The following is a 20,117-nucleotide window of genomic DNA, read 5'->3' on the forward strand; positions in this document are numbered from 1 at the left end:
GCGATGGGCTGCAAAGCAGCCCCCGAGGCCCGGAAACCTAGCGCTGGACGTACTGCAACACCACTTCCAGCGGGTGGCGCATCTGCCGCTCGGTCATGCGCTTGACCTGGCTACGGCAGGAATACCCCGTCGCCAGCGGCTCGCCTTCCTTGTCCAGCTTGGTCGCCCAGCTCTGCTCGAAGATGGTCCGCGAGGTTTCCTGGTTACGCGCCTCGTGCCCATAGGTACCGGACATCCCGCAGCAGCCAGTGGCCTCGGTCACCAGCTTCAGCCCCAGGCGGGCGAACACCTGCTCCCACTGGCGGGTGCTGGCCGGCACGTTGGTCTTCTCGGTGCAGTGCGCCATCAGGCGGAAACTGCCCGACGCGCTCGCGGCCTGCTCCGGCAACACGTCCATCAGCCACTCCTGCGGCAACAACACCTTCGGGCAGCCGTCCAGGCCCGGGACTTTCTGGTACTCCTGGCGGTACACCAGGGTCATCGCCGGGTCCAGGCCCACCAGCGGCACGCCGCAGTCAGCCAGGGCCTTGAGCTGGGTGGCATTGCGGATCGCCGCCTTGGCGAACGCACCGAGGAAACCCTGCACATGCAGCGGCTTGCCGTTGGCGCTGTACGGCGCCAGGAACACCCGGTGGCCCAGGCGGTGCGCCAGGTCGATGAAGGCCGACAGCAGTGGCGTTTCGAAGTAGCGGGTGAAGGCGTCCTGCACCAGCACGATGCTGCGTTCACGCTGGGCTGGGGTCAGTTCACGCAGGGCTGGCACACTGGCCACGCCGACACGGCAGCGGGCCAGGGTAGCCTGGAAGTTGAAGCGGCTGAGCAACGGGCTGTCGACCATGCCCACCTTGTCGGCCAGCAGCCGGCTCACCCACTTCGAGCCCATCACCGCGTTGTACAGCCCTGGCGCGTGGGCCAGGTACGGGATGGTGAACTCCAGCGAGCCGATCAGGTAGTCACGCAGCGGGCGCTGGTAGCGGCCGTGGTACAGCTCGAGGAAGCGCGAGCGGAAGTCCGGCACGTTGACCTTGATCGGGCACTGCCCGGCGCACGACTTGCACGCCAGGCAGCCGGCCATGGCGTCGTACACCTCATGGGAGAAATCTGCCTGCCCCTGGCTGCGTGCGCGGTTGTTGCGCAGGCGTGCCGGCAGGCCCTTGAGCCAGGACACTCGATTGCGCGCCGCAGCCAGCACGTCGATGTTCGCCTCGCCCTGCAGGCGCAGCCACTCACGCATCAGCGAGGCGCGGCCCTTGGGTGAATGCTGGCGCTCGCGGGTGGCCTTCCACGACGGGCACATGGCGTCGTTGGGGTCATAGTTGTAGCAGGCGCCGTTGCCGTTGCAGTGCACGGCGCTGCCGAAGTCCTGCCACACGCGCTCGTCGATGGTGCGGTCGAGATCGCCGCGCAGGGTCACGCCATCGACCCTGGTCAGGCCCTCGGCGCTGTCCGGCGGGGTGCAGATCTTGCCGGGGTTGAGCTGGTTGTGCGGGTCGAAGGCGCCTTTCAGGCGTTGCAGCGCCGGGTACAGCTCACCGAAGTACTCGGGCACGTACTCCGAACGCAGGCCCTTGCCGTGCTCGCCCCACAGCAGGCCGCCGTAGCGCCTGGTCAGCGCCGCCACGGCATCGGAGATCGGCTTGACCAGCGCGGCCTGGGCCGGGTCCTTCATGTCCAGCGCCGGGCGCACGTGCAGCACACCGGCGTCGACGTGGCCGAACATGCCATAGGCCAGGCCGTAGCCATCGAGCAGCGCGCGGAACTCGGCGATGTAGTCGGCCAGTTGCTCCGGCGGTACTGCGGTGTCCTCGACGAACGGCTGCGGGCGCACTTCGCCCTCGACGTTGCCCAGCAGGCCCACCGAACGTTTACGCATGGTATAGACCCGGGTCACCGCCTCGGCGCCCTCGGCCAGGGTATGGCCCAGGCGCTCGACACTGGTGTCGCTCTGCAGATGCTGGATGAACGCCTGCACCCTGGCGTTGACCTCGGCCGGCTCGTCGCCGCAGAACTCCACCAGGTTGATACCCAGGGTCGGGCGCTCGGGGTCGGCCGGGAAGTATTCGGCGACGCTATGCCAGACGATGTCCTTCATCGCCAGCATCAGCACCTTGGAGTCGACGGTCTCGATCGACAGCGGCTTGTGCGCCATCAGCGCATTGGCATCGCGCAGGGCATCCATGAAGCTGCTGTAGCGCACATTGACCAGCACGGCGTACTTGGGGATCGGCAGCACATTGAGCTTGGCTTCAACCACATAGCCCAACGAACCCTCGGCGCCGCACAGCACGCTGTTGAGGTTGAAACGGCCCTGTTCGTCGCGCAGGTGCGCCAGGTCGTAGCCGGTCAGGCAGCGGTTGAGCTTGGGGAACGTGGTTGCGATCAGGTCTGCCTGGGTTTCCTGGATCTCCCGTGCCATGCGGTACACCTCGCCGGCCCGGCCGGGTGCGGCACAGGCCTGCTGCAGTGCGGCATCGTCGATCGGCAGGCTGTGCAGGCGCTCGCCGCCGAGCAGCACGCTGTGCAGCTCCAGGACGTGGTCACGGGTCTTGCCATAGGTGCAGCTGCCCTGGCCGCTGGCATCGGTATTGATCATGCCGCCAACGGTGGCGCGGTTGGAGGTGGACAGCTCGGGGGCGAAGAACAGGCCGTACGGCTTGAGCGCGGCGTTGAGCTGGTCCTTGACCGTACCGGCCTGCACCCGTACCCAGCGCTCCTCGACGTTGATTTCGAGGATCTTGTTCATGTGCCGTGACAGGTCGACCACGATACCGTCGGTCAGCGACTGGCCGTTGGTACCGGTACCGCCGCCACGCGGGGTCAGCTTGACCTGGCGGAAGCGCGGCTCGCCCATCAGCGAGGCGATTCGCACCACGTCGTCGGCGTCCAGCGGGAACACCGCTGCCTGCGGCAAGCGCTGGTAGATCGAGTTGTCGGTGGCCAGCACCGTGCGGGTAGCGTAGTCGGCACTGATCTGGCCGCGGAAGCCGCTGTTGCGCAGGGCTTCGAGGAATTCGGGGTAGTTGGCGCTCGGGGCGACGGTCGACAGCTGGGCGATCATCGAAGGACGGCCTCTTGATATGGGCAAATTCACGGGATTCCTGTCGTTCCGGCATGAGTGAAGGCATGCAGGGATGACGTATAGGCCAATGTTCCTGTAGTTTCGCTTCAGGGGCAAACGGATAATCCTGCCGCTATTGATGACTTCCATGAATGAATTACCGCCACCTCACCCCGTCGATGTCGCTGCTGCTGGCTTTCGAGGCTGCCGCCCGGCATGAAAGCTATACCCGCGCCGCCGCTGAGCTGTCGCTGACCCAGAGCGCAGTCAGCCGCCAGGTACAGGCACTGGAACAGCAGCTGGGGCTGACCCTGTTCCGCCGCGAGGGGCGCCAGGTGCAATTGACCGACGTCGGGCGCCTGTACCAGCGCGAACTCAGCGAAGCCTTGGGGCGCATCCGCAGTGCCACCCTGCAGGCATTGGCCTACCAGTCGGGGGTCGGCACCTTGCGCCTGGCCACCCTGCCCACCTTCGGCTCGAAGTGGCTGCTGCCTCGGCTGCACGCGTTCTACAGCGCCCATCCGGGCATGCTGGTGCACATTCATTCGCGCATCGAAGCCATCAATTTCGATACCAGCGAGATCGACGCCGCCATCGGCGTGGCCAGCCACGACCTGCCGGGGTTGGTCTGCCATCGCCTGCATGCCGAGCAGCTGGTGGTGATCCTGCCGCCGGAAGCTGGCGCGGATGGCCAGGGCTGGAGCCCGGCCCGGATCAGTGAAGAGGTGCTGCTGAACGTGGCCAACAACCCGCATGCCTGGGGCGAGTGGTTCTCGCACCATGGCCTGGCGCACCGGGCGATGCGCCTGGGGCCGAGCTTCGAGCTGACCTCGCACCTGATCCAGGCGGTACGGGCCGGTATCGGCATCGGCCTGGTGCCGCGCATCCTGGTGGAAGAAGAACTGGCCAAGGGCGAGCTGTACAGCCCCGGCGAGGCGTTTGCCAGCCAGCGCAGTTATTACCTGATCTACCCGCCGAGGAACGAAGCGTTGCCATCGTTGCGGGCATTCAGAAGCTGGTTGCTCGAACAGATCTGACCTCTGCTGCTGGCTTGCCGGCGACAGGCAAGAAAAAACCCGAAGCCAGGTACCTGACTTCGGGCTTCCGGTTACTGCATGGCGTCTTACTTGGCCATGCCGGTAGCCGCTACAGCGGTATTCATCCTGCGACGCGGCTTGACCATGTAGATCACGAACATCGCAAACAGCCAGATCGGGATCGCATACACCGACACGCGGATCTCCGGGATCATCAGCATGATGCCCAGGATCAGCACCACGAACGCCAGGCACAGGTAGTTGCCATAGGGGTACCACAAGGCCTTGAACAGCGGCTGCTGGCCGGTGCGGTCGAGGTGCTGGCGGAACTTCAGGTGCGAGTAGCTGATCATCGCCCAGTTGATCACCAGGGTGGCCACCACCAGCGACATCAGCAGCTCCAGGGCATTCTGCGGCATCAGGTAGTTGAGCAGCACGGCAACGAAGGTCACCACGGCCGATGCCAGGATCGAACGCACAGGTACGCCACGCTTGTCGACCTTGGCCAGCGATGCCGGGGCGTCGCCCTGTTCGGCCATGCCCAGCAGCATGCGGGCGTTGCAGTAGGTGCCACTGTTGTACACCGACAATGCCGCAGTCAGGACCACGAAGTTCAACAGGTGCGCTGCCACGTCACTGCCCAGCAGCGAGAACACCTGGACGAACGGGCTGCTGCCATAGCTGCCACCCGAGGCAGCGATGCTGGCCACCAGGTTGTCCCACGGGGTCAGCGACAGCAGGACCACCAGGGCGCCCACATAGAAGATCAGGATGCGGTAGATGACCTGGTTGATCGCCTTGGGGATCACGGTCTTCGGCTTGTCGGCCTCGGCAGCGGTAAAGCCGAGCATTTCCAGGCCACCGAAGGAGAACATGATGAACGCCAGGGCCATTACCAGCCCGCTGACACCGTTCGGGAAGAAGCCACCATGCGACCACAGGTTGGCCACGGTCGCCTCGGGGCCGCCGCTACCACTGGTCAGCAGGTAGGCACCCAGGCCGATCATGCTGACGATGGCCACCACCTTGATGATGGCGAACCAGAATTCCGCTTCACCGAAGAACTTCACGTTCATCAGGTTGATGGCGTTGATCAGCACGAAGAACGCCGCCGCCGTGACCCAGGTCGGGATCTCCGGCCACCAGTAGTGGACATACTTGCCGACTGCCGACAGCTCCGACATGCCCACCAGGATGTACAGCACCCAGCAGTTCCAGCCCGACAGGAAGCCGGCGAAACCGCCCCAGTAGGTATGGGCGAAATGGCTGAACGAGCCGGCCACCGGTTCTTCGACGATCATCTCACCGAGCTGGCGCATGATCATGAAGGCGATGAAGCCGCAGATGGCGTAGCCCAGGATCATCGACGGGCCGGCGGATTTCATCACCCCCGCCGAGCCGAGGAACAGCCCGGTACCGATCGCGCCACCCAGGGCAATCAGCTGGATGTGGCGGTTCTTCAGGCCCCGCTTGAGCTCGCCTGAATGCATGTTTTGTCCACTCATGAACGAAGTCACCTGCATTGTTTTTATCTGTGACGGAATCGGACCCACCGCGCTCGTGGCGCAGCGGAATGGGCAAGGTGGTTACCTTGGGTTTCCTGAACGCTGCAGCCGCCGGGGCGGGTCAACCAGGGGTGATCAGGAGTGCGCGGTACGCAAAGGAGTCACAGGTAAAACGCGGCGCACTGTATACCCCTGCAAACGCGCAGGCGTCAACGCACTGCATCGTTTCCTTGGGAAAAAACGCAGCGATCCTGTGGTGTAGGCCTTCAAAGGCGGAGTGATCGGCGTACATGGCGCCTCCATTTGTTGTTTTGTCAGCCTGGCTCTGTGGACAGGCTTTTGCACACGGCAATGGCGGCTATAACACCGTGGGGGCGGGGGTTTGGGCAAGGGTGGTCGGAGCCTGGGGGCAGGCTTGGGCACAGTGGCGACGGCAAGCAATGTTTACAGGGCCGTGGAAAATCTGAAATCAGGGCTGAATTCGGCGGTATCTGTATAGATTTTTTTACAAGGCGGTTCGAGAACTTGCCAGTCGTCCGAAAAATTCTTTTTGTTCAATGTCTTGGGGCCGCTTTGCGGCCCATCGCGACGCAAGGCCGCTCCTACCGGGACCGCGTCGATAGGGCATCAGCAGCGGCCTTGTGTAGCGATGGGCTGCGCAGCAGGCCTAAATCCCACAGGCATAAAAAAACCAGCCCGAAGGCTGGTTCTCGTCACCGCAAAGCTCGATCAGCCACGCGGCTTGCCACGACCACGGCCTGCCGGCTTGTCAGCGTCAGGCTTGCCCGGACGCTTGCGCATCTCGCTCGGGCGCTCGGCAACGGTGCTGCCGCGGCTGCTCTTGCGCGGCGCTTCTTCACGCGGCTGGCGCGCCGGGCGTTCTTCGCCAGCGCCGCCTTCGTGGGCCGGGCGCAGGCTGCGCACGCGCTCGCCACGGCCCAACGGGCGCGTCGACTTGCGCTGCAGGCGCTCCAGCTTGTCCTTGGCCTTGAGCTTCATGGCCGGCAGCGCTACCGGCTGCAGGCCCACTTCAGCGGCGAGGATGTCGATTTCACCCTGGGTCATTTCACGCCAACGGCCCATCGGCAGGTCGGAATTGAGGAACACCGGGCCGAAACGCACGCGCTTCAGGCGGCTGACCACCATGCCCTGGGACTCCCACAAGCGACGCACCTCGCGGTTACGGCCTTCCATCACCACGCAGTGGTACCAGTGGTTGAAGCCTTCGCCACCCGGCGCCTTCTGGATGTCGGTGAACTTGGCCGGGCCGTCTTCCAGCATCACGCCAGCCTTCAGGCGCTCGATCATCTCGTCATCGACTTCGCCGCGCACACGTACCGCGTACTCACGGTCCATCTCGTAGGATGGGTGCATCAGGCGGTTGGCCAGCTCACCATCGGTGGTGAACAGCAGCAGCCCGGTGGTGTTGATGTCGAGGCGGCCGATGTTGATCCAGCGGCCTTCTTTCGGCCGTGGCAGGCGATCGAATACGGTCGGGCGGCCTTCCGGGTCGTCACGGGTGCAGATCTCGCCATCGGGCTTGTTGTACATGATCACCCGGCGGGTGGCCTCGGCGGCCTCTTCGCGCTTGATCAGCTTGCCATCCACGGCGATGGCATCGTGCAGGTCGACGCGCTGGCCAAGGGTGGCCTCGACGCCATTGACCTTGATACGGCCCTGGCTGATCCAGGCCTCGACGTCACGCCGCGAGCCAACGCCGATACGCGCCAGCACTTTCTGCAGCTTTTCGCCGGACGGAGGGGTGGGTTGGCTATCTTGCAGGTCTTGCTCACTCATCTGGGCACCTCCCGGTGTAGGAATGAAAACAGGTTTTTTGGCAACGAACGCGCCAAAAGGCCGCGCATCATACGCGGTTCGGCGGCGGAACGCACTGGAGGGTAGAGGGTTTTGTCGGCTTTGCCAGGGGTTTCTGCCTAATGGTGAGGCGTTGCCTGTACCGGCCCTTTCGCGGGCATGCCCGCTCCCACACGGGATATCACAGCTCCTGAGGGCTGCGCAGTACCTGTGGGAGCGGGCGAGTCGGGGCGCCGAACCGCCGCGAAAGGGCCGGTACAGGCAACAAAGAAATCAGGGCAGTGACTTGCCCTCGTCTTCCACCGAGGCCCCAGCCTCTTCCTCGCGCAAATCATCAAAATCGGTCTTCAGCCCCTCTTCCATGGCATCCAGCTCCACCAGCAGGCTACGGAAGCTGGTCTCCTCCTTCGGTTCGGCAACCGCTTCCTCCTCGCCAAGGCTGGCATCGGCCAGCGCCTGCAGGTGCGCCGGCACCGGTGCGTCATCCGCGTCGAGCAGCGGCTCGGGCTGCATTTCCCGCAGCTCGGCCAAGGCCGGCAGCTCGTCCAGGCTCTTCAGGTTGAAATGGTCGAGAAAGCCCTTGGTGGTGGCGAACATCGCCGGCCGCCCGGGCACCTCGCGGTAACCGACCACGCGCACCCACTCGCGCTCCATGAGGGTCTTGATGATGTTGCTGTTCACCGCCACGCCACGCACATCCTCGATCTCGCCACGGGTGATCGGCTGGCGGTAGGCGATCAAGGCCAAGGTCTCCAGCAGCGCGCGCGAATAGCGCTGCGGGCGCTCTTCCCACAGGCGCCCGACCCAGGGGGCAAAGTCTTCGCGAATCTGCAGGCGGTAGCCGCTGGCCACTTCCTTGAGCTCGAAGGCACGGCCAGCGCACGACCTGCCCAGCAGTTCCAGGGCCTGCTTGAAGACCTTGGGTTCCGGCCGCTCGGCCTCTTCGAACAGCTCGTACAGGCGCTCCAGCGATTGCGGCTTGCCCGAAGCCAGCAGGAAGGCCTCGATCAGCGACGCCAGGTCACGGGGTTCATTCAGGTTCATCAGGTTCTTCTACAAGCGCCGGGCGAAGCCGCACGTGGATGGCGGCGAAGGGTTCATTCTGCACCAGTTCGATCAGCGATTCCTTGACCAGCTCAAGGATTGCCATGAAGGTCACCACCACGCCCAGCTTGCCCTCCTCGGCGGCAAACAGCTCGACGAACGGCACGAAGCCGCCGCCTTTCAGGCGCTCCAGCACCTGGCTCATGCGCTCGCGGGTGGACAGGGTCTCGCGGGTGATCTGGTGGCTTTCGAACAGGTCGTTGCGGCGCATCACCTCGGCCATGGATACCAGCAGCTCTTCCAGGCTGACCTGGGGCAACAGCTTGCGCACCTTGGCCTGCGGCGCCTCCAGGCGTGGTACCACGACCTCGCGGCCAACCCGGGGCATTGCGTCGATGCCTTCGGCGGCCGCCTTGAAACGCTCGTACTCCTGCAGGCGGCGGATCAGTTCGGCGCGCGGGTCGCCTTCCTCTTCCTCGACATCGGCTGAACGTGGCAGCAGCATGCGCGACTTGATCTCGGCGAGCATGGCCGCCATCACCAGGTATTCGGCAGCCAGTTCCAGGCGCACGCTCTTCATCAGTTCGACATAGCCCATGTACTGGCGGGTGATTTCCGCCACCGGGATGTCGAGGATGTCGATGTTCTGCTTGCGGATCAGGTACAGCAGCAGGTCCAGCGGGCCTTCGAAGGCTTCGAGGATGACCTCCAGCGCGTCCGGCGGGATGTACAGGTCCAGCGGCAGTTCGGTCAGGGCTTCGCCATAGACCAGCGCCAGCTGCAGCTGGCGCGGCGCCTCGGCCTGCTCGGACAGTGCCTCGGGTGTTTCTACCTGGCTCACGCGTTGACCAGGAACGGCGTGGGGTCGCCGCAGCCTTCACGGATCAGCTCCGGCTCGTCGCCGGACAGGTCGATGATGGTCGAGGCCTTGAGGTCGCCGAAACCACCGTCGATCACCAGGTCGACATGATGCTCCAGGCGCTCGCGGATCTCGTAGGGGTCGGTCATCGGCTCGTCATCCCCGGGCAAGATCAGGCTCACGCTCATCAGCGGCTCGCCCAGCTCGGCGAGCAAGGCCAGGGTGATGGCATGGTCAGGCACGCGCAGGCCGATGGTGCGACGCTTTTCGTGCAGCAGCAGGCGCGGCACTTCGCGGGTGCCATTGAGGATGAAGGTGTAAGGCCCCGGCACATGCGCCTTGAGCAGGCGGAAGGTGCCGGTGTCGACCTTGGCATACAGCCCCAGCTGCGACATGTCACAGCACATCAGGGTGAAATTGTGGGTCTTGTCCAGGCCGCGCAGGCGCCGCACCCGCTCGATCGCCGCCTTGTCGCCAATCTGGCAACCCAGGGCGTAGGCCGAGTCGGTCGGATACACCACCACGCCGCCCTTGCGGATGATTTCCACCGCCTGGCGGATCAGCCGCGGCTGCGGATTCTCCGGATGAATCTGGAAAAATTGGCTCACGTAGTCGTCCTGTTCATACCGCCAAAGGCTGTTCATGGCTGAATCGGCGCCACAAAGGTGGCAGGTCCTCGGGCAAAGGCCGGTAGGCACCGATCTCGCCCCAGGTGCCGGGGCCGTGGAAGTCACTGCCAGCGCTTGCCAGCAGGCCGAACTCACGGGTGAGGATGGACAGGGTGCCCACCTGCTCGGCCGGCATCATCCCGTTGACCACTTCGATTGCCTGCCCGCCTGCCTGAATATAGTCGGCAATCAGCCTTCTGCGCTTGCTGCGGGTCAGTTCGTAGTGCATGGGGTGCGCCAGGCTCACCCAAGCGTTGGACTGGCGCAGGGTGGCGACGGTTTCATCGAGGCTCGGCCAGTGCTGTTTGACATCGCCCAGCTTGCCGGCGCCCAGCCACTTGCGAAACGCCTCGCCACGGTCCTTGACGTGCCCGGCACGCACCAGGTATTCGGCAAAATGTGGCCGCGCCGGGGCGTTGCCGCTGTCGCCCAGTTCGTGCTGCACGGCACGGGCGCCGTCGAGGGCACCGGGCATGCCCTTGGCCGCCAGCCGTTTGTCGATTTCTTCCGCGCGCAGCCAGCGGCCCCGGTGCAACGCTTCGATGGCCGCCAGCAAGGGCGGCGCGTCGAGCGGGAAATCGTAACCGAGCACATGGATGGTTGCGCCGCCCCAGGTGCACGACAGCTCCACCCCGCTGACCCAGTGCATGCCCTTGTCGTGGCAGGCCTGGCGCGCTTCGGGCAGGCCTTCGAGGGTGTCATGGTCGGTCAGGGCCAGCGTTCGCACCCCGTGCTCATGGGCCCGGGCGACCAGTGCCGAGGGCGACAGGGCGCCGTCGGAGGCCGTGCTGTGACAGTGCAGATCAACATTCATGGAGGAGCGCTTTCGCTGGAATCGATGTTTGTTATTATGCCGTCACATCCCGATTCTGGCTGCCATTGTGAAACAATTCATCGATTTCATTCCGCTGTTGCTGTTCTTCATCGTCTACAAACTCGACCCGCGCCCCCTGGAAGTCGCCGGCCACAGCTTCGAATTCGGCGGAATCTACAGCGCCACGGCCATGCTCATCATCAGCTCGCTGGTGGTCTATGGCGCCCTGTTCCTGCGCCAGCGCAAGCTGGAGAAGGGCCAGTGGCTGACCTTGGTGGCGTGCCTGGTGTTCGGCGGCCTGACCCTGACCTTCCACAGCGAAACCTTCCTCAAATGGAAAGCCCCGGTGGTCAACTGGCTGTTCGCCCTGGGCTTCGCCGGTAGCCACTTCATCGGTGACCGGGTGCTGATCAAGCGCATCATGGGCCATGCCCTGAGCCTGCCCGACACCATCTGGACCCGCCTGAACCTGGCCTGGATCGGTTTCTTCCTGTTCTGCGGCGCGGCCAACCTGTTCGTCGCCTTCACCTTCCAGGACTTCTGGGTCGACTTCAAGGTGTTCGGCAGCCTGGGCATGACCGTGCTATTCCTGGTGGCGCAGGGCGTGTACCTGTCGCGCCACCTGCACGACGACCCTTCTACCTCCAAACCCAAGGATTGACATGCTCTACGCCATCATCGCCAGCGACGTCGCAAACTCCCTGGAAAAGCGCCTGGCCGCACGCCCGGCACACATCGAACGCCTGCAGCAACTGAAGGACGCTGGCCGCGTGGTGCTGGCCGGCCCGCATCCGGCCATCGACAGCAACGACCCGGGTGCAGCAGGCTTCAGCGGCAGCCTGATCGTTGCCGAGTTCGAATCGCTGGCTGCGGCACAGCGCTGGGCCGATGCCGATCCGTACATTGCGGCCGGCGTGTACGACAAGGTCGTGGTCAAGCCGTTCAAGCAAGTACTGCCCTGAGCTGAGACCGCGTCGGCTTCTTCGCGGGCTTGCCCGCTCCCACAGGAACTGTGGTGTCCCTGTGGGAGCGGGCAAGCCCGCGAAGAAGCCGACGCGGTACTGGCAGTTATACGATTGCCATCAGTCTGCGGTATCTTTGCCACTGGCGGGCCGATTTAGCCGCCGTCAATGGTTGAATTGAGTGAGTCATGAGCGAGCTGTTACTGATTGATGATGACCAGGAGCTGTGCGAGCTGCTCGGCAGCTGGCTAACCCAGGAAGGGTTTACCGTGCGCGCCTGCCACGATGGCAAGAGCGCCCGCCAGGCCTTGGCCACGCATGCCCCGGCGGCCGTGGTGCTGGATGTGATGCTGCCCGACGGCAGTGGCCTGGAACTGCTCAAGCAGTTGCGCAGCGAGCATGCCGAACTGCCGGTGTTGATGCTCTCGGCCCGTGGCGAGCCGCTGGACCGTATCCTTGGCCTGGAACTGGGCGCCGACGACTACCTGGCCAAGCCCTGTGACCCACGTGAACTCACCGCCCGCCTGCGTGCCGTGCTGCGCCGCAGCCATCCCGCGGCCACCAGCAGCCAGGTGGAACTGGGCGACCTGGTGTACAGCCCTGCCCGTGGCGTGGCCAGCATCGATGGCCGCGAAATGACCCTGACCCTGTCCGAGAGCCGCATTCTCGAAGCCCTGCTGCGCCAACCCGGCGAGCCGCTGGACAAGCAGGAACTGGCGCAGATCGGCCTGGGCCGCAAGCTGACCCTGTATGACCGCAGCCTGGACATGCACGTCAGCAACCTGCGCAAGAAGATCGGCCCGCACGCCGATGGCCGGCCACGCATCGTTGCCCTGCGCAGTCGCGGCTACTACTACTGCCTCTGAGCATCTTTACCGAGCCTTTACCCTGCGCTGACGGCGCTTGACGGTGATCTCCCTAGACTGTGCTCATCCGGTAACCACCGGCCTATGAAAGGAGAGACACCATGCGCAAGACCCTTATCGCCCTGATGTTCGCCGCTGCCCTGCCGACCGTGGCCATGGCCATGCCTGAAGACGGCCCGCGCCACGACGGCCCGCATCATCGCGGTGATGCGCCGTTCCACCAGCTGGACCTGAGCCGCGACCAGCGCCAGCAGGTCGGCAAGCTGATGCGCGAACAGATGAAGCAGCGCCACGACATCACCGAGCGCTATCTGTCCAAGCTGCCAAGCGCCGAGCAAAAGGCCATGCACGATGAGCTGCAGGCCAACCGCGACAAGACCGACAGCGCGGTCCGCGCCCTGCTCAAGCCGGAGCAGCAGAAGAAATTCGACGAGCTGCAGAAGGAACGCGCCACACAGCAAGCCGAGTGGCAGGAGTTCCAGGCCTGGAAAGCTGAAAAAGGCAACAAGGCCCAGTAAGCTGTCCAGCCGATGCCCGGCCCGCCCTAGCGCGGGCCGGGCTTTTCCCGTTTAGGAGGTGCACTTGCGTTCACTGTTCTGGCGCATCCTGGCCAGTTTCTGGCTGGCCATCGCCCTGGTCGCGGGCCTGTCGATCCTGCTGGGCCACATGCTCAACCAGGACGCCTGGATACTCAGCCGCCACCCCGGCCTGAATACCCTGGCCAGCAAGTGGGCCAGGCACTACGAGCAGGAAGGCCTGGCCTCGGCGCAACACTTTCTGGAACGGCGCAAAGAGCGCTTCAAGATCGACGTGCAAGTGCTCGACGAGAGTGGCGAAGCCGTGGTGCCCGGTACCTTCCCGCGCCGAGCGGCAGCATTGGAGGCGCGCCAGCACAATGACCAGCGGCGCCTGCCGTGGCGACGGCTGACCGAGGAATACACCAGCCCCGATAGCGGCCAGACCTACCTGCTGATCTACCGTATCCCGCACCCGGCGCTGGATGCCTGGCACCGCGAGAGCCTGTTGTGGCCGCTCAGTGCGCTGGGCATTGCGCTGGTGGTGCTGACCCTGTTCAGCCTGCTGGTGACCCTGTCCATCACCCGCCCGCTCAGCCGCTTGCGCAGTGCCGTGCACGACCTCGGCCAGACCAGCTACCAGCAGAACAGCCTGGCGCAGCTGGCAGCGCGACGCGACGAATTCGGCGTGCTGGCCAAGGATTTCAACAAGATGGGCGCGCGCCTGCAAAGCACCATCGGCAGCCAACGCCAGTTGCTGCGCGACGTGTCCCATGAATTGCGCTCACCGCTGGCCAGGCTGCGCATCGCCCTGGCCCTGGCCGAGCGCGCCGAGCCTGCGCAGCGGCAGGCACTGTGGCCACGGCTGACCCGCGAATGCGACCGGCTGGAGGACCTGATCAGCGAAATCCTCGCCCTGGCGCGCGTCGATGCCGAACAGGCGCATGCCGAGCCGGTCGACCTCAATGCCCTGCTCGGCAGCGTGCGCAAGGACGCCCTGCTCAGCGCCCCGGAGCAGGACGTGCGCCTGGAGGCGCAGCCGGGGTTGACCCTGCAGGGCTGGCCAACCCTGATCGAACGCGCGGTGGACAACCTGCTGCGCAACGCCCTGCGCTTCAACCCGGTGGGCCAGCCGATCGAGCTCAGTGCCGTGCGCGAGCAGGACCGTATCCTGGTGAGCGTGCGCGACCATGGGCCCGGGGCGGCGGCCGAGCATCTGCAACAGTTGGGCGAGCCGTTCTTCCGCGCACCGGGGCAGGAAGCGCCGGGGCATGGGCTGGGGTTGGCGATTGCACGCAAGGCGGCGGAGCGTCATGGCGGTAGCCTGGTGCTCGACAATCATCCACAGGGAGGCTTTGTGGCCAGGCTGGAGTTGCCTGTAGCTGAAGTGACGGGTAGTTGATTGATGTAAATGCTGCAGGCCTCTTCGCGGGCTCGCCCGCTCCCACAGGTACTACACAGGCCTTGAAGGCAGTGTTGTACCTGTGGGAGCGGGCGAGCCCGCGAAAGGGCCAGTTGCCTTGATACTGCAATCAGCCCAAGGCTGCGTTACTCGCCCCAGGCACTGACGAAATCAGCGGTGTCCAGAATGGGCGCCGTACGCGGCTCGGTCAGCGGCGTACCGACATACAGGTAGCCAATCAGCTCCTCGTTCGCGGCCAGCCCCAGGCCCTGGTGCACATGGGCATCGTAGGCCATGTCACCGGTCCGCCATACCGCACCGATCCCTTGCGCATGCGCCGCAATCAGGATGCCATGCGCCGCACAGCCCGCCGCCAGGCGCTGCTCGGAACCAGGCACCTTGAAGTGATCCTGCACGCGGGCAATCACCACGATCAGCAACGGCGCCCGCAACGGCATGGCACGCGCCTTGTCCAGTGCAGCCTGGCTGGCGTCCCCCTTGCTCAGCAGCGCTTCGGCGAACAGCTCGCCCAGTTTCTCGCGGCCCTGGCCTTCGATGGTCAGGAACCGCCAAGGCCGCAGCTGGCCGTGATCCGGGGCACGCAGGGCGGCCTGGAACAGCGCCTCGCGCTGGGCGGCATTGGGCGCCGGGTCGGTCAGGCGTGGCACGGAAACACGGTTGAGCAATGCGTCGAGAGCCTCCATCGGCTACCCTCCTGGCAGGTGAATGTGGCGCCATTCTAGCGTTTACATCACCAGGCCCATAGGTAGAATGGCGCCCTTCCGTTTCGAGTCAGAGCAGATCACATGGCGTTGCCGACCTTAAGGATCATTGGTTTCATCATCGGCATCTTCCTGATAACCCTCGCTGTCAGCATGGCCGTGCCAATGACGACCCTGGTGATCTTCGAACGCACCGCTGACATGCCGTCGTTCCTCTGGTCCAGCCTGATCACCTTCATCGCCGGCCTGGCCCTGGTGGTCCAGGGCCGCCCCGAACACGTCCACCTGCGCCCGCGCGACATGTACCTGCTGACCGTCAGCAGCTGGCTGGTGGTGTGCGTGTTCGCCGCCCTGCCCTTCCTGCTGACCCAGCACATCAGCTACACCGACGCCTTCTTCGAAAGCATGTCGGGCATCACCGCCACCGGCGCCACCGTGCTCAGCGGGCTCGACAGCATGTCACCGGGGATCCTGATGTGGCGCTCGATGCTGCACTGGCTCGGCGGCATCGGCTTCATCGCCATGGCGGTGGCGATCCTGCCGCTGCTGCGCATCGGTGGCATGCGCCTGTTCCAGACCGAATCGTCCGACCGCTCGGAAAAGGTCATGCCCCGCTCGCACATGGTTGCCAAGTCCATCGTCGGGGTCTACGTCGGCTTCTCGATCCTCGCCGCGCTGGCCTTCTGGTGGGCCGGCATGAGCCCGTTCGATGCGATCAACCACGCCATGTCGGCGATCTCCACCGGCGGGTTTTCCACCTCCGACCAGTCGCTGGCGAAATGGGACATCCCCGCCGTGCACTGGGTCGCGGTGGTGGTGATGATCATGGGCAGCCTGCCGTTCACGCTGTACGTGGCGACCCTGCGCGGCAACCGCAAGGCGCTGCTTCGCGACCAGCAGGTACAAGGCCTGCTCGGCATGCTGGTGACCACCTGGCTGGTGCTCGGCACCTGGTACTGGGCCACCACCCAGCTGCACTGGCTCGACGCCCTGCGCCACGTGGCCCTGAATGTCACTTCGGTGGTCACCACTACCGGCTTCGCCCTGGGTGACTACAGCCTGTGGGGCAACTTCTCGTTGATGCTGTTCTTCTACCTGGGCTTCGTCGGTGGCTGCTCCGGCTCGACTGCCGGTGGCATCAAGATCTTCCGCTTCCAGGTCGCCTACATCCTGCTCAAGGCCAGCCTCAACCAGCTGATCCACCCGCGCGCCGTCATCAAGCAGAAGTACAACGGCCACCGCCTCGACGAAGAAATCGTACGCTCGATCCTGACCTTCTCGTTCTTCTTCGCCATTACCATCTGCGTGATGGCGCTGCTGCTGTCGCTGCTGGGGGTGGACTGGATGACCGCCCTGACCGGCGCTGCCGGTACGGTCTCGGGGGTCGGTCCAGGCCTGGGTGAAGTGATCGGCCCGTCAGGCAACTACGCCAGCCTGCCGGACGCTGCCAAGTGGATTCTCGCCAGCGGCATGCTGCTCGGCCGCCTGGAGATCATCACCGTGCTAGTGCTGTGTATGCCAGCGTTCTGGCGTCACTGAGCGTTTCGGCCGGCGCGCCCCGGCGGGCACGGTACTCGCTGGGCGTGGCGCCAAACCAGCGGCGGAACGCCCGGTAGAAGTTGCTGGGGTCGGCAAAGCCCAGCAGGTAGGCGGTTTCCAGCAAGGTCATGCCCGGCTGGGCCAGGTACTGTTCGGCCAGTTCGCGCCGGGTTTCGTCAAGCAATGCCTGGAAGCTGGTGCCCTCTTCCTGCAGGCGCCGCTGCAAGGTGCGCTGCGACAGATGCAGCGCCTGGGCCAGGGTTTCGCGCTTGGGCTCGCCCTGGGGCAGAATGCGGCACAGTACCTGGCGCACGCGGTGGGTGACCCGGGTTTCGGAAAAACGCGCCAGGTATTCCCCGGCAAAACGGTCGTGCAGCACCGCCATGGCTTCGTTGGCGGTGGGCAGCGGTGCCTCCATGTCGGCCCGCTCGAACAGCAGCGCATCGTGCGCCGCGCCGAACACCAGCGGGGCATGGAACGCCAGCTTGTAAGGCTCGACATGCTTGGGTTGCGGCCCCTGCAGCAGCACCCGACGCGGCTGCACCGGTCGGCCACTGAGCCATGAGCACAAAGCCAGGCCGCAGGCCAGCGACGCTTCGGCACTGTGCCGGGTGGGTGGCAGATGGTCGCCGTGCACGGTGAGGATCAGCGAATAGCCTTCGGGCTCGGCGACGAAGCTCAGGTCGCAGCTTTCGGCAATGATGCGCTGGTAACGCACCAGGCGTTCGAAACCCTCGGCCAGGGTGCGGCTGGACATCAACGCATAACCTGCCACATGGAACGACGCCGGGCGCACCACCCGCGCCATGTTCAGGCCGATGGCCTCGTTGCCCGACAGTTCCACCGCCAGTTGCCACAGGCGGGTCATGGCGTCCTGCGGGAAGCGCGCATCGGGGTCATCGAGGGCGGCGAAGTCCAGCCCCAGTTGCTTGAACATCGCCCGGCAGTCCAGCCCTTCCAGCTCGAGTGCCTTCACGATGCCAGTTGCCCAGCAGGCTGACGTGGTTCTTTCGCTCATGACAGGCTTCTTATGCAGACCGCTCCTGCGGTGAACCCCAAGGATATTCAATTGGCGCCTATTGTCACTGGAAGGCACCGCCAGTCACTCTAGACTCGAATCAGGCTCCACGCCGTGCATCCTGTCCAAAAGTATCTGCCGGAGCAGTGCCATGAACCGCACAGCGCAGTTTCGCAGTTTTGCCGAGTTCTATCCGTACTACCTGGGGGAGCACAGTAACCCGACCTGCCGCCGCCTGCACTTCGTCGGTACCAGCCTGGTGATCGCCCTGCTGGCCTATACCATCGGCAGTGGCAAATGGGCGTTGCTGCTGGCCGTGCCCGTGTGTGGCTACGGCTTTGCCTGGGTCGGGCATTTCTTTTTCGAAAAGAACCGGCCTGCGACCTTTACCCATCCGCTGTACAGCCTGATCGGGGATTTCGTGATGTTCAGGGATATCCTGCTGGGCAAGATCAGCCTGTAGGTTTGCTGGGGCCGCGTTGCGGCCCAGGGCCCCCAGGCCTTACGTCGGCTCCCGTAACGCCTCAGCCGCCCGGGCCTCCCGGGCCTGCGCCTCGGCCAACCGGTACAGCTCGATGGTGCCATCCCAATGCTCGATCAGCGCTGTGCACGACTCCACCCAATCGCCGCAATTGAGGTACTCCACCGCTCCTACCCGGCGAATTTCGGCATGGTGGATATGCCCACACACCACCCCATGAAAACCGCGACGGGTGCACTCGTGGGCAATGGCATCCTCGAAGTCGCTGATGAAGTTCACCGCCCCCTTGACCTTGTGCTTCAGGTAGGCCGACAGCGACCAGTAACCATAACCGTAACGGGCCCGCCAATGGTTGAGCCAGCGGTTGAGCACCAGGGTGAATTCATAGGCACGGTCGCCGAGAAACGCCAGCCAGCGGTGGTAACGGGTAATCACATCGAACTGGTCGCCATGGATCACCAGCAGCCGGCGGCCATCGGCGGTCAGGTGCTCGGCCTCGTCCACCAGCTGGATATTGCCGAGGATCAGCCTGGAATAACGGCGCAGGAATTCGTCATGGTTGCCGGTGACGTAGACCACCTCGGTACCGCGCTTGCTCATGGTCAGCAGGCGGCGCAGCACGTTGGTGTGGGCCTGCGGCCAGTAGATCCCGCCGCGCAGCTTCCAGCCATCGATGATATCGCCCACCAGGTAGATGCGGTCGGCCTGGTAGCCCTTGAGGAATTGCGCCAGGTGTTCGGCCTGGCAATCACGCGTCCCCAGGTGTACATCGGAGATCCACAAGGTTCGCACCCGCTGCTTGCGCGAGGGACGGGACAGTTCGGCATGGGTCATGGGCAGGCTCCGGCGCAGTTTGCTGGAGACTGGCAGGCGCGGATGACAGTGCCGTGGCAATACCGTGACGAGTGATGGGCTGCCGGGATTCAGGCACAATGCGTGTCTGCCCTGCCAGGACACTCCCATGAGCGGCCCGATCCTCTCGCTGCGCCATTACCGCCACAGCCTGATCGCCCACAGCCACGCACACCCGCAACTGGTGTTCGGCCTGCGCGGCCGCCTGGAGTTCGAAGTCCAGGGGCGTGGCGCCGGGATCGATCGGCAGGGGCTGGTGGTGGTACCGGCGGGTGCTCATCACACCTGCGCCAGCACCGGCGGCAGCGACTGCCTGGTGCTGGATGTGCCCGGGGAGCACTGGTTGTGCGAACAACTGGGCGAGCATGCCGATGCCAGCCGCCGGTTGCTGGACCGCCCCGCCGCCCTGGGCCTGAATGAGCGCCAGCAACAGCTGGTGGACTGGCTGGCGGCCAGCCCGGTGCACGACCCGCTGATTGCCCGGCAAGGCGCGGCGCTGCTGCTGGCCAGCCTCACCTCCACGGCAGCTGCCAGCAGTAGCGCCTGCCAGCGGCTGCCGTATGCGGCGTTCGATGCGCATATCGAGCAGCATGCCGCCTACCCGCTGCAGGTCGCCGACCTGGCACGCATCGCCGGGTTGTCCTGCACCCGCCTGCATGCACGCTTTATTGCCGAATGCGGCATGACGCCGATGGAGTACGTGCGCCAGCGGCGCTTGCTCAAGGCGCGGCGGCTGGTGCTGCAGACCTCGCTGCCGATGGGGGAGATTGCGGTGCAGGTGGGGTACAGCTCGCAGAGTGCGTTTTCAGCGGCGATGTTGCGGGCGTTTGGTTGCACACCACTGGCATTGCGGCGAGAGCCTGGCGACAACGCGCACTAGCCTGGCGACAGAACGTGCTGGCCGGAGCCTTTACACTGAGCCTGTGCCGGCCACTGCGTGGCACCGGCACTGTCAGCAGA

At 64.9% G+C, this 20,117-nt stretch carries 19 protein-coding genes; 9 read left to right on the top strand and 10 right to left on the bottom strand.

The genetic code is table 11. The annotated features are described in order from the left end of the window. Nucleotides 1-37: 37 nt before the first annotated feature. Nucleotides 38-3,058: an FAD-binding and (Fe-S)-binding domain-containing protein gene (locus HG549_RS18495; RefSeq protein WP_170031240.1), complete on the bottom strand. Its 3,021-nt coding sequence runs from the start codon at nucleotides 3,056-3,058 to the stop codon at nucleotides 38-40. A gap of 152 nt (nucleotides 3,059-3,210) precedes the next feature. On the opposite strand from HG549_RS18495, the gene HG549_RS18500 reads away from it, so the two are divergent. After that, complete coding sequence (locus HG549_RS18500; protein WP_170031242.1) at nucleotides 3,211-4,095, top strand: LysR substrate-binding domain-containing protein; 885 nt, start codon at nucleotides 3,211-3,213, stop codon at nucleotides 4,093-4,095. Between the two features lie 86 nt (nucleotides 4,096-4,181). Here the strand turns inward: HG549_RS18500 and HG549_RS18505 are convergent, their stop codons facing one another. The 6 genes from HG549_RS18505 to HG549_RS18530 all read right to left on the bottom strand — a co-directional run bounded on the left by HG549_RS18505 (nucleotide 4,182) and on the right by HG549_RS18530 (nucleotide 10,800). Then, on the bottom strand, nucleotides 4,182-5,600 hold the full coding sequence (locus HG549_RS18505) for an amino acid permease (protein ID WP_170031244.1): 1,419 nt from the start codon (nucleotides 5,598-5,600) through the stop codon (nucleotides 4,182-4,184). A 729-nt stretch (nucleotides 5,601-6,329) separates the two neighbouring features. Further along, the gene (gene rluB, locus HG549_RS18510; protein WP_170031246.1) at nucleotides 6,330-7,397 is read right to left on the bottom strand and encodes a 23S rRNA pseudouridine(2605) synthase RluB; all 1,068 of its coding nucleotides are present in this window, start codon (nucleotides 7,395-7,397) and stop codon (nucleotides 6,330-6,332) included. A gap of 291 nt (nucleotides 7,398-7,688) precedes the next feature. Further along, nucleotides 7,689-8,459 carry an SMC-Scp complex subunit ScpB gene (scpB, locus tag HG549_RS18515; protein WP_170031248.1) on the bottom strand — a complete coding sequence of 257 codons (771 nt, stop codon included), beginning with the start codon at nucleotides 8,457-8,459 and terminating at the stop codon, nucleotides 7,689-7,691. Continuing rightward, on the bottom strand, nucleotides 8,446-9,171 hold the full coding sequence (locus HG549_RS18520) for a ScpA family protein (RefSeq protein WP_170034247.1): 726 nt from the start codon (nucleotides 9,169-9,171) through the stop codon (nucleotides 8,446-8,448). The genes scpB and HG549_RS18520 overlap by 14 nt, the downstream gene beginning before the upstream one ends. 125 nt (nucleotides 9,172-9,296) lie before the next feature. Then, nucleotides 9,297-9,926: an L-threonylcarbamoyladenylate synthase gene (locus tag HG549_RS18525; RefSeq protein WP_200627528.1), complete on the bottom strand. Its 630-nt coding sequence runs from the start codon at nucleotides 9,924-9,926 to the stop codon at nucleotides 9,297-9,299. Between the two features lie 13 nt (nucleotides 9,927-9,939). Next, nucleotides 9,940-10,800, bottom strand: a complete 861-nt coding sequence (locus HG549_RS18530) for a PHP domain-containing protein (protein ID WP_170031252.1) — start codon at nucleotides 10,798-10,800, stop codon at nucleotides 9,940-9,942. Between the two features lie 67 nt (nucleotides 10,801-10,867). Here HG549_RS18530 and HG549_RS18535 point away from each other — a divergent pair, with 67 nt between their 5' ends. From HG549_RS18535 to HG549_RS18555, 5 genes are all read left to right on the top strand, one after another. After that, a complete protein-coding gene (locus HG549_RS18535) occupies nucleotides 10,868-11,461 on the top strand; it encodes a septation protein A (protein WP_186688585.1) in 594 nt (197 codons plus the stop codon). Nucleotide 11,462: 1 nt separating this feature from the next. After that, a complete protein-coding gene (locus tag HG549_RS18540) occupies nucleotides 11,463-11,762 on the top strand; it encodes a YciI family protein (protein ID WP_170031256.1) in 300 nt (99 codons plus the stop codon). A 188-nt stretch (nucleotides 11,763-11,950) separates the two neighbouring features. Continuing rightward, nucleotides 11,951-12,628, top strand: a complete 678-nt coding sequence (locus HG549_RS18545) for a response regulator transcription factor (protein WP_170031258.1) — start codon at nucleotides 11,951-11,953, stop codon at nucleotides 12,626-12,628. 101 nt (nucleotides 12,629-12,729) lie between these two features. Continuing rightward, the gene (locus tag HG549_RS18550) at nucleotides 12,730-13,146 is read left to right on the top strand and encodes a Spy/CpxP family protein refolding chaperone (protein ID WP_170031260.1); all 417 of its coding nucleotides are present in this window, start codon (nucleotides 12,730-12,732) and stop codon (nucleotides 13,144-13,146) included. Between the two features lie 58 nt (nucleotides 13,147-13,204). Further along, on the top strand, nucleotides 13,205-14,545 hold the full coding sequence (locus tag HG549_RS18555; protein WP_170031262.1) for a HAMP domain-containing sensor histidine kinase: 1,341 nt from the start codon (nucleotides 13,205-13,207) through the stop codon (nucleotides 14,543-14,545). A gap of 146 nt (nucleotides 14,546-14,691) precedes the next feature. Here HG549_RS18555 and HG549_RS18560 read toward each other — a convergent pair whose 3' ends face one another. Beyond that, nucleotides 14,692-15,249, bottom strand: coding sequence for a nitroreductase family protein (locus HG549_RS18560; protein ID WP_170031264.1), 558 nt, complete (start codon nucleotides 15,247-15,249; stop codon nucleotides 14,692-14,694). A gap of 102 nt (nucleotides 15,250-15,351) precedes the next feature. Between HG549_RS18560 and HG549_RS18565 the strand changes: the two genes are divergently transcribed. After that, nucleotides 15,352-16,806 carry a TrkH family potassium uptake protein gene (locus HG549_RS18565; RefSeq protein ID WP_170031266.1) on the top strand — a complete coding sequence of 485 codons (1,455 nt, stop codon included), beginning with the start codon at nucleotides 15,352-15,354 and terminating at the stop codon, nucleotides 16,804-16,806. Here HG549_RS18565 and HG549_RS18570 read toward each other — a convergent pair. Continuing rightward, a complete protein-coding gene (locus HG549_RS18570; RefSeq protein WP_170031268.1) occupies nucleotides 16,763-17,824 on the bottom strand; it encodes an AraC family transcriptional regulator in 1,062 nt (353 codons plus the stop codon). The two genes, HG549_RS18565 and HG549_RS18570, sit on opposite strands and share 44 nt — an antisense overlap. A gap of 151 nt (nucleotides 17,825-17,975) precedes the next feature. Here HG549_RS18570 and HG549_RS18575 point away from each other — a divergent pair, with 151 nt between their 5' ends. Next, nucleotides 17,976-18,287, top strand: a complete 312-nt coding sequence (locus HG549_RS18575) for a DUF962 domain-containing protein (RefSeq protein ID WP_170031269.1) — start codon at nucleotides 17,976-17,978, stop codon at nucleotides 18,285-18,287. Nucleotides 18,288-18,326: 39 nt separating this feature from the next. Here the strand turns inward: HG549_RS18575 and HG549_RS18580 are convergent, their stop codons facing one another. Beyond that, entirely contained in the window at nucleotides 18,327-19,139 is an 813-nt protein-coding gene (locus HG549_RS18580) for a UDP-2,3-diacylglucosamine diphosphatase (RefSeq protein WP_170031271.1), read from the bottom strand. A gap of 127 nt (nucleotides 19,140-19,266) precedes the next feature. Between HG549_RS18580 and HG549_RS18585 the strand changes: the two genes are divergently transcribed. Next, nucleotides 19,267-20,037, top strand: a complete 771-nt coding sequence (locus tag HG549_RS18585; RefSeq protein WP_170031273.1) for an AraC family transcriptional regulator — start codon at nucleotides 19,267-19,269, stop codon at nucleotides 20,035-20,037. The last annotated feature ends 80 nt before the right edge of the window (nucleotides 20,038-20,117 follow it).

It is taken from the genome of Pseudomonas sp. SK, from assembly GCF_012975065.1.
Taxonomy (GTDB): Bacteria; Pseudomonadota; Gammaproteobacteria; order Pseudomonadales; family Pseudomonadaceae; genus Aquipseudomonas; species Aquipseudomonas anuradhapurensis.

Bases quoted from the DNA above. Each gene is read 5' to 3' on its own strand.
- HG549_RS18530 (WP_170031252.1), bottom strand. From the start codon at position 10,800: ATGAATGTTGATCTGCACTGTCACAGCACGGCCTCCGACGGCGCCCTG.
- HG549_RS18545 (WP_170031258.1), top strand. From the start codon at position 11,951: ATGAGCGAGCTGTTACTGATTGATGATGACCAGGAGCTGTGCGAGCTG.
- rluB (WP_170031246.1), bottom strand. From the start codon at position 7,397: ATGAGTGAGCAAGACCTGCAAGATAGCCAACCCACCCCTCCGTCCGGC.
- HG549_RS18570 (WP_170031268.1), bottom strand. From the start codon at position 17,824: ATGAGCGAAAGAACCACGTCAGCCTGCTGGGCAACTGGCATCGTGAAG.
- HG549_RS18575 (WP_170031269.1), top strand. From the start codon at position 17,976: ATGAACCGCACAGCGCAGTTTCGCAGTTTTGCCGAGTTCTATCCGTAC.
- HG549_RS18495 (WP_170031240.1), bottom strand. From the start codon at position 3,058: ATGATCGCCCAGCTGTCGACCGTCGCCCCGAGCGCCAACTACCCCGAA.
- HG549_RS18550 (WP_170031260.1), top strand. From the start codon at position 12,730: ATGCGCAAGACCCTTATCGCCCTGATGTTCGCCGCTGCCCTGCCGACC.
- scpB (WP_170031248.1), bottom strand. From the start codon at position 8,459: ATGAACCTGAATGAACCCCGTGACCTGGCGTCGCTGATCGAGGCCTTC.
- HG549_RS18505 (WP_170031244.1), bottom strand. From the start codon at position 5,600: ATGAGTGGACAAAACATGCATTCAGGCGAGCTCAAGCGGGGCCTGAAG.
- HG549_RS18500 (WP_170031242.1), top strand. From the start codon at position 3,211: ATGAATTACCGCCACCTCACCCCGTCGATGTCGCTGCTGCTGGCTTTC.
- HG549_RS18540 (WP_170031256.1), top strand. From the start codon at position 11,463: ATGCTCTACGCCATCATCGCCAGCGACGTCGCAAACTCCCTGGAAAAG.
- HG549_RS18560 (WP_170031264.1), bottom strand. From the start codon at position 15,249: ATGGAGGCTCTCGACGCATTGCTCAACCGTGTTTCCGTGCCACGCCTG.
- HG549_RS18565 (WP_170031266.1), top strand. From the start codon at position 15,352: ATGGCGTTGCCGACCTTAAGGATCATTGGTTTCATCATCGGCATCTTC.
- HG549_RS18585 (WP_170031273.1), top strand. From the start codon at position 19,267: ATGAGCGGCCCGATCCTCTCGCTGCGCCATTACCGCCACAGCCTGATC.
- HG549_RS18580 (WP_170031271.1), bottom strand. From the start codon at position 19,139: ATGACCCATGCCGAACTGTCCCGTCCCTCGCGCAAGCAGCGGGTGCGA.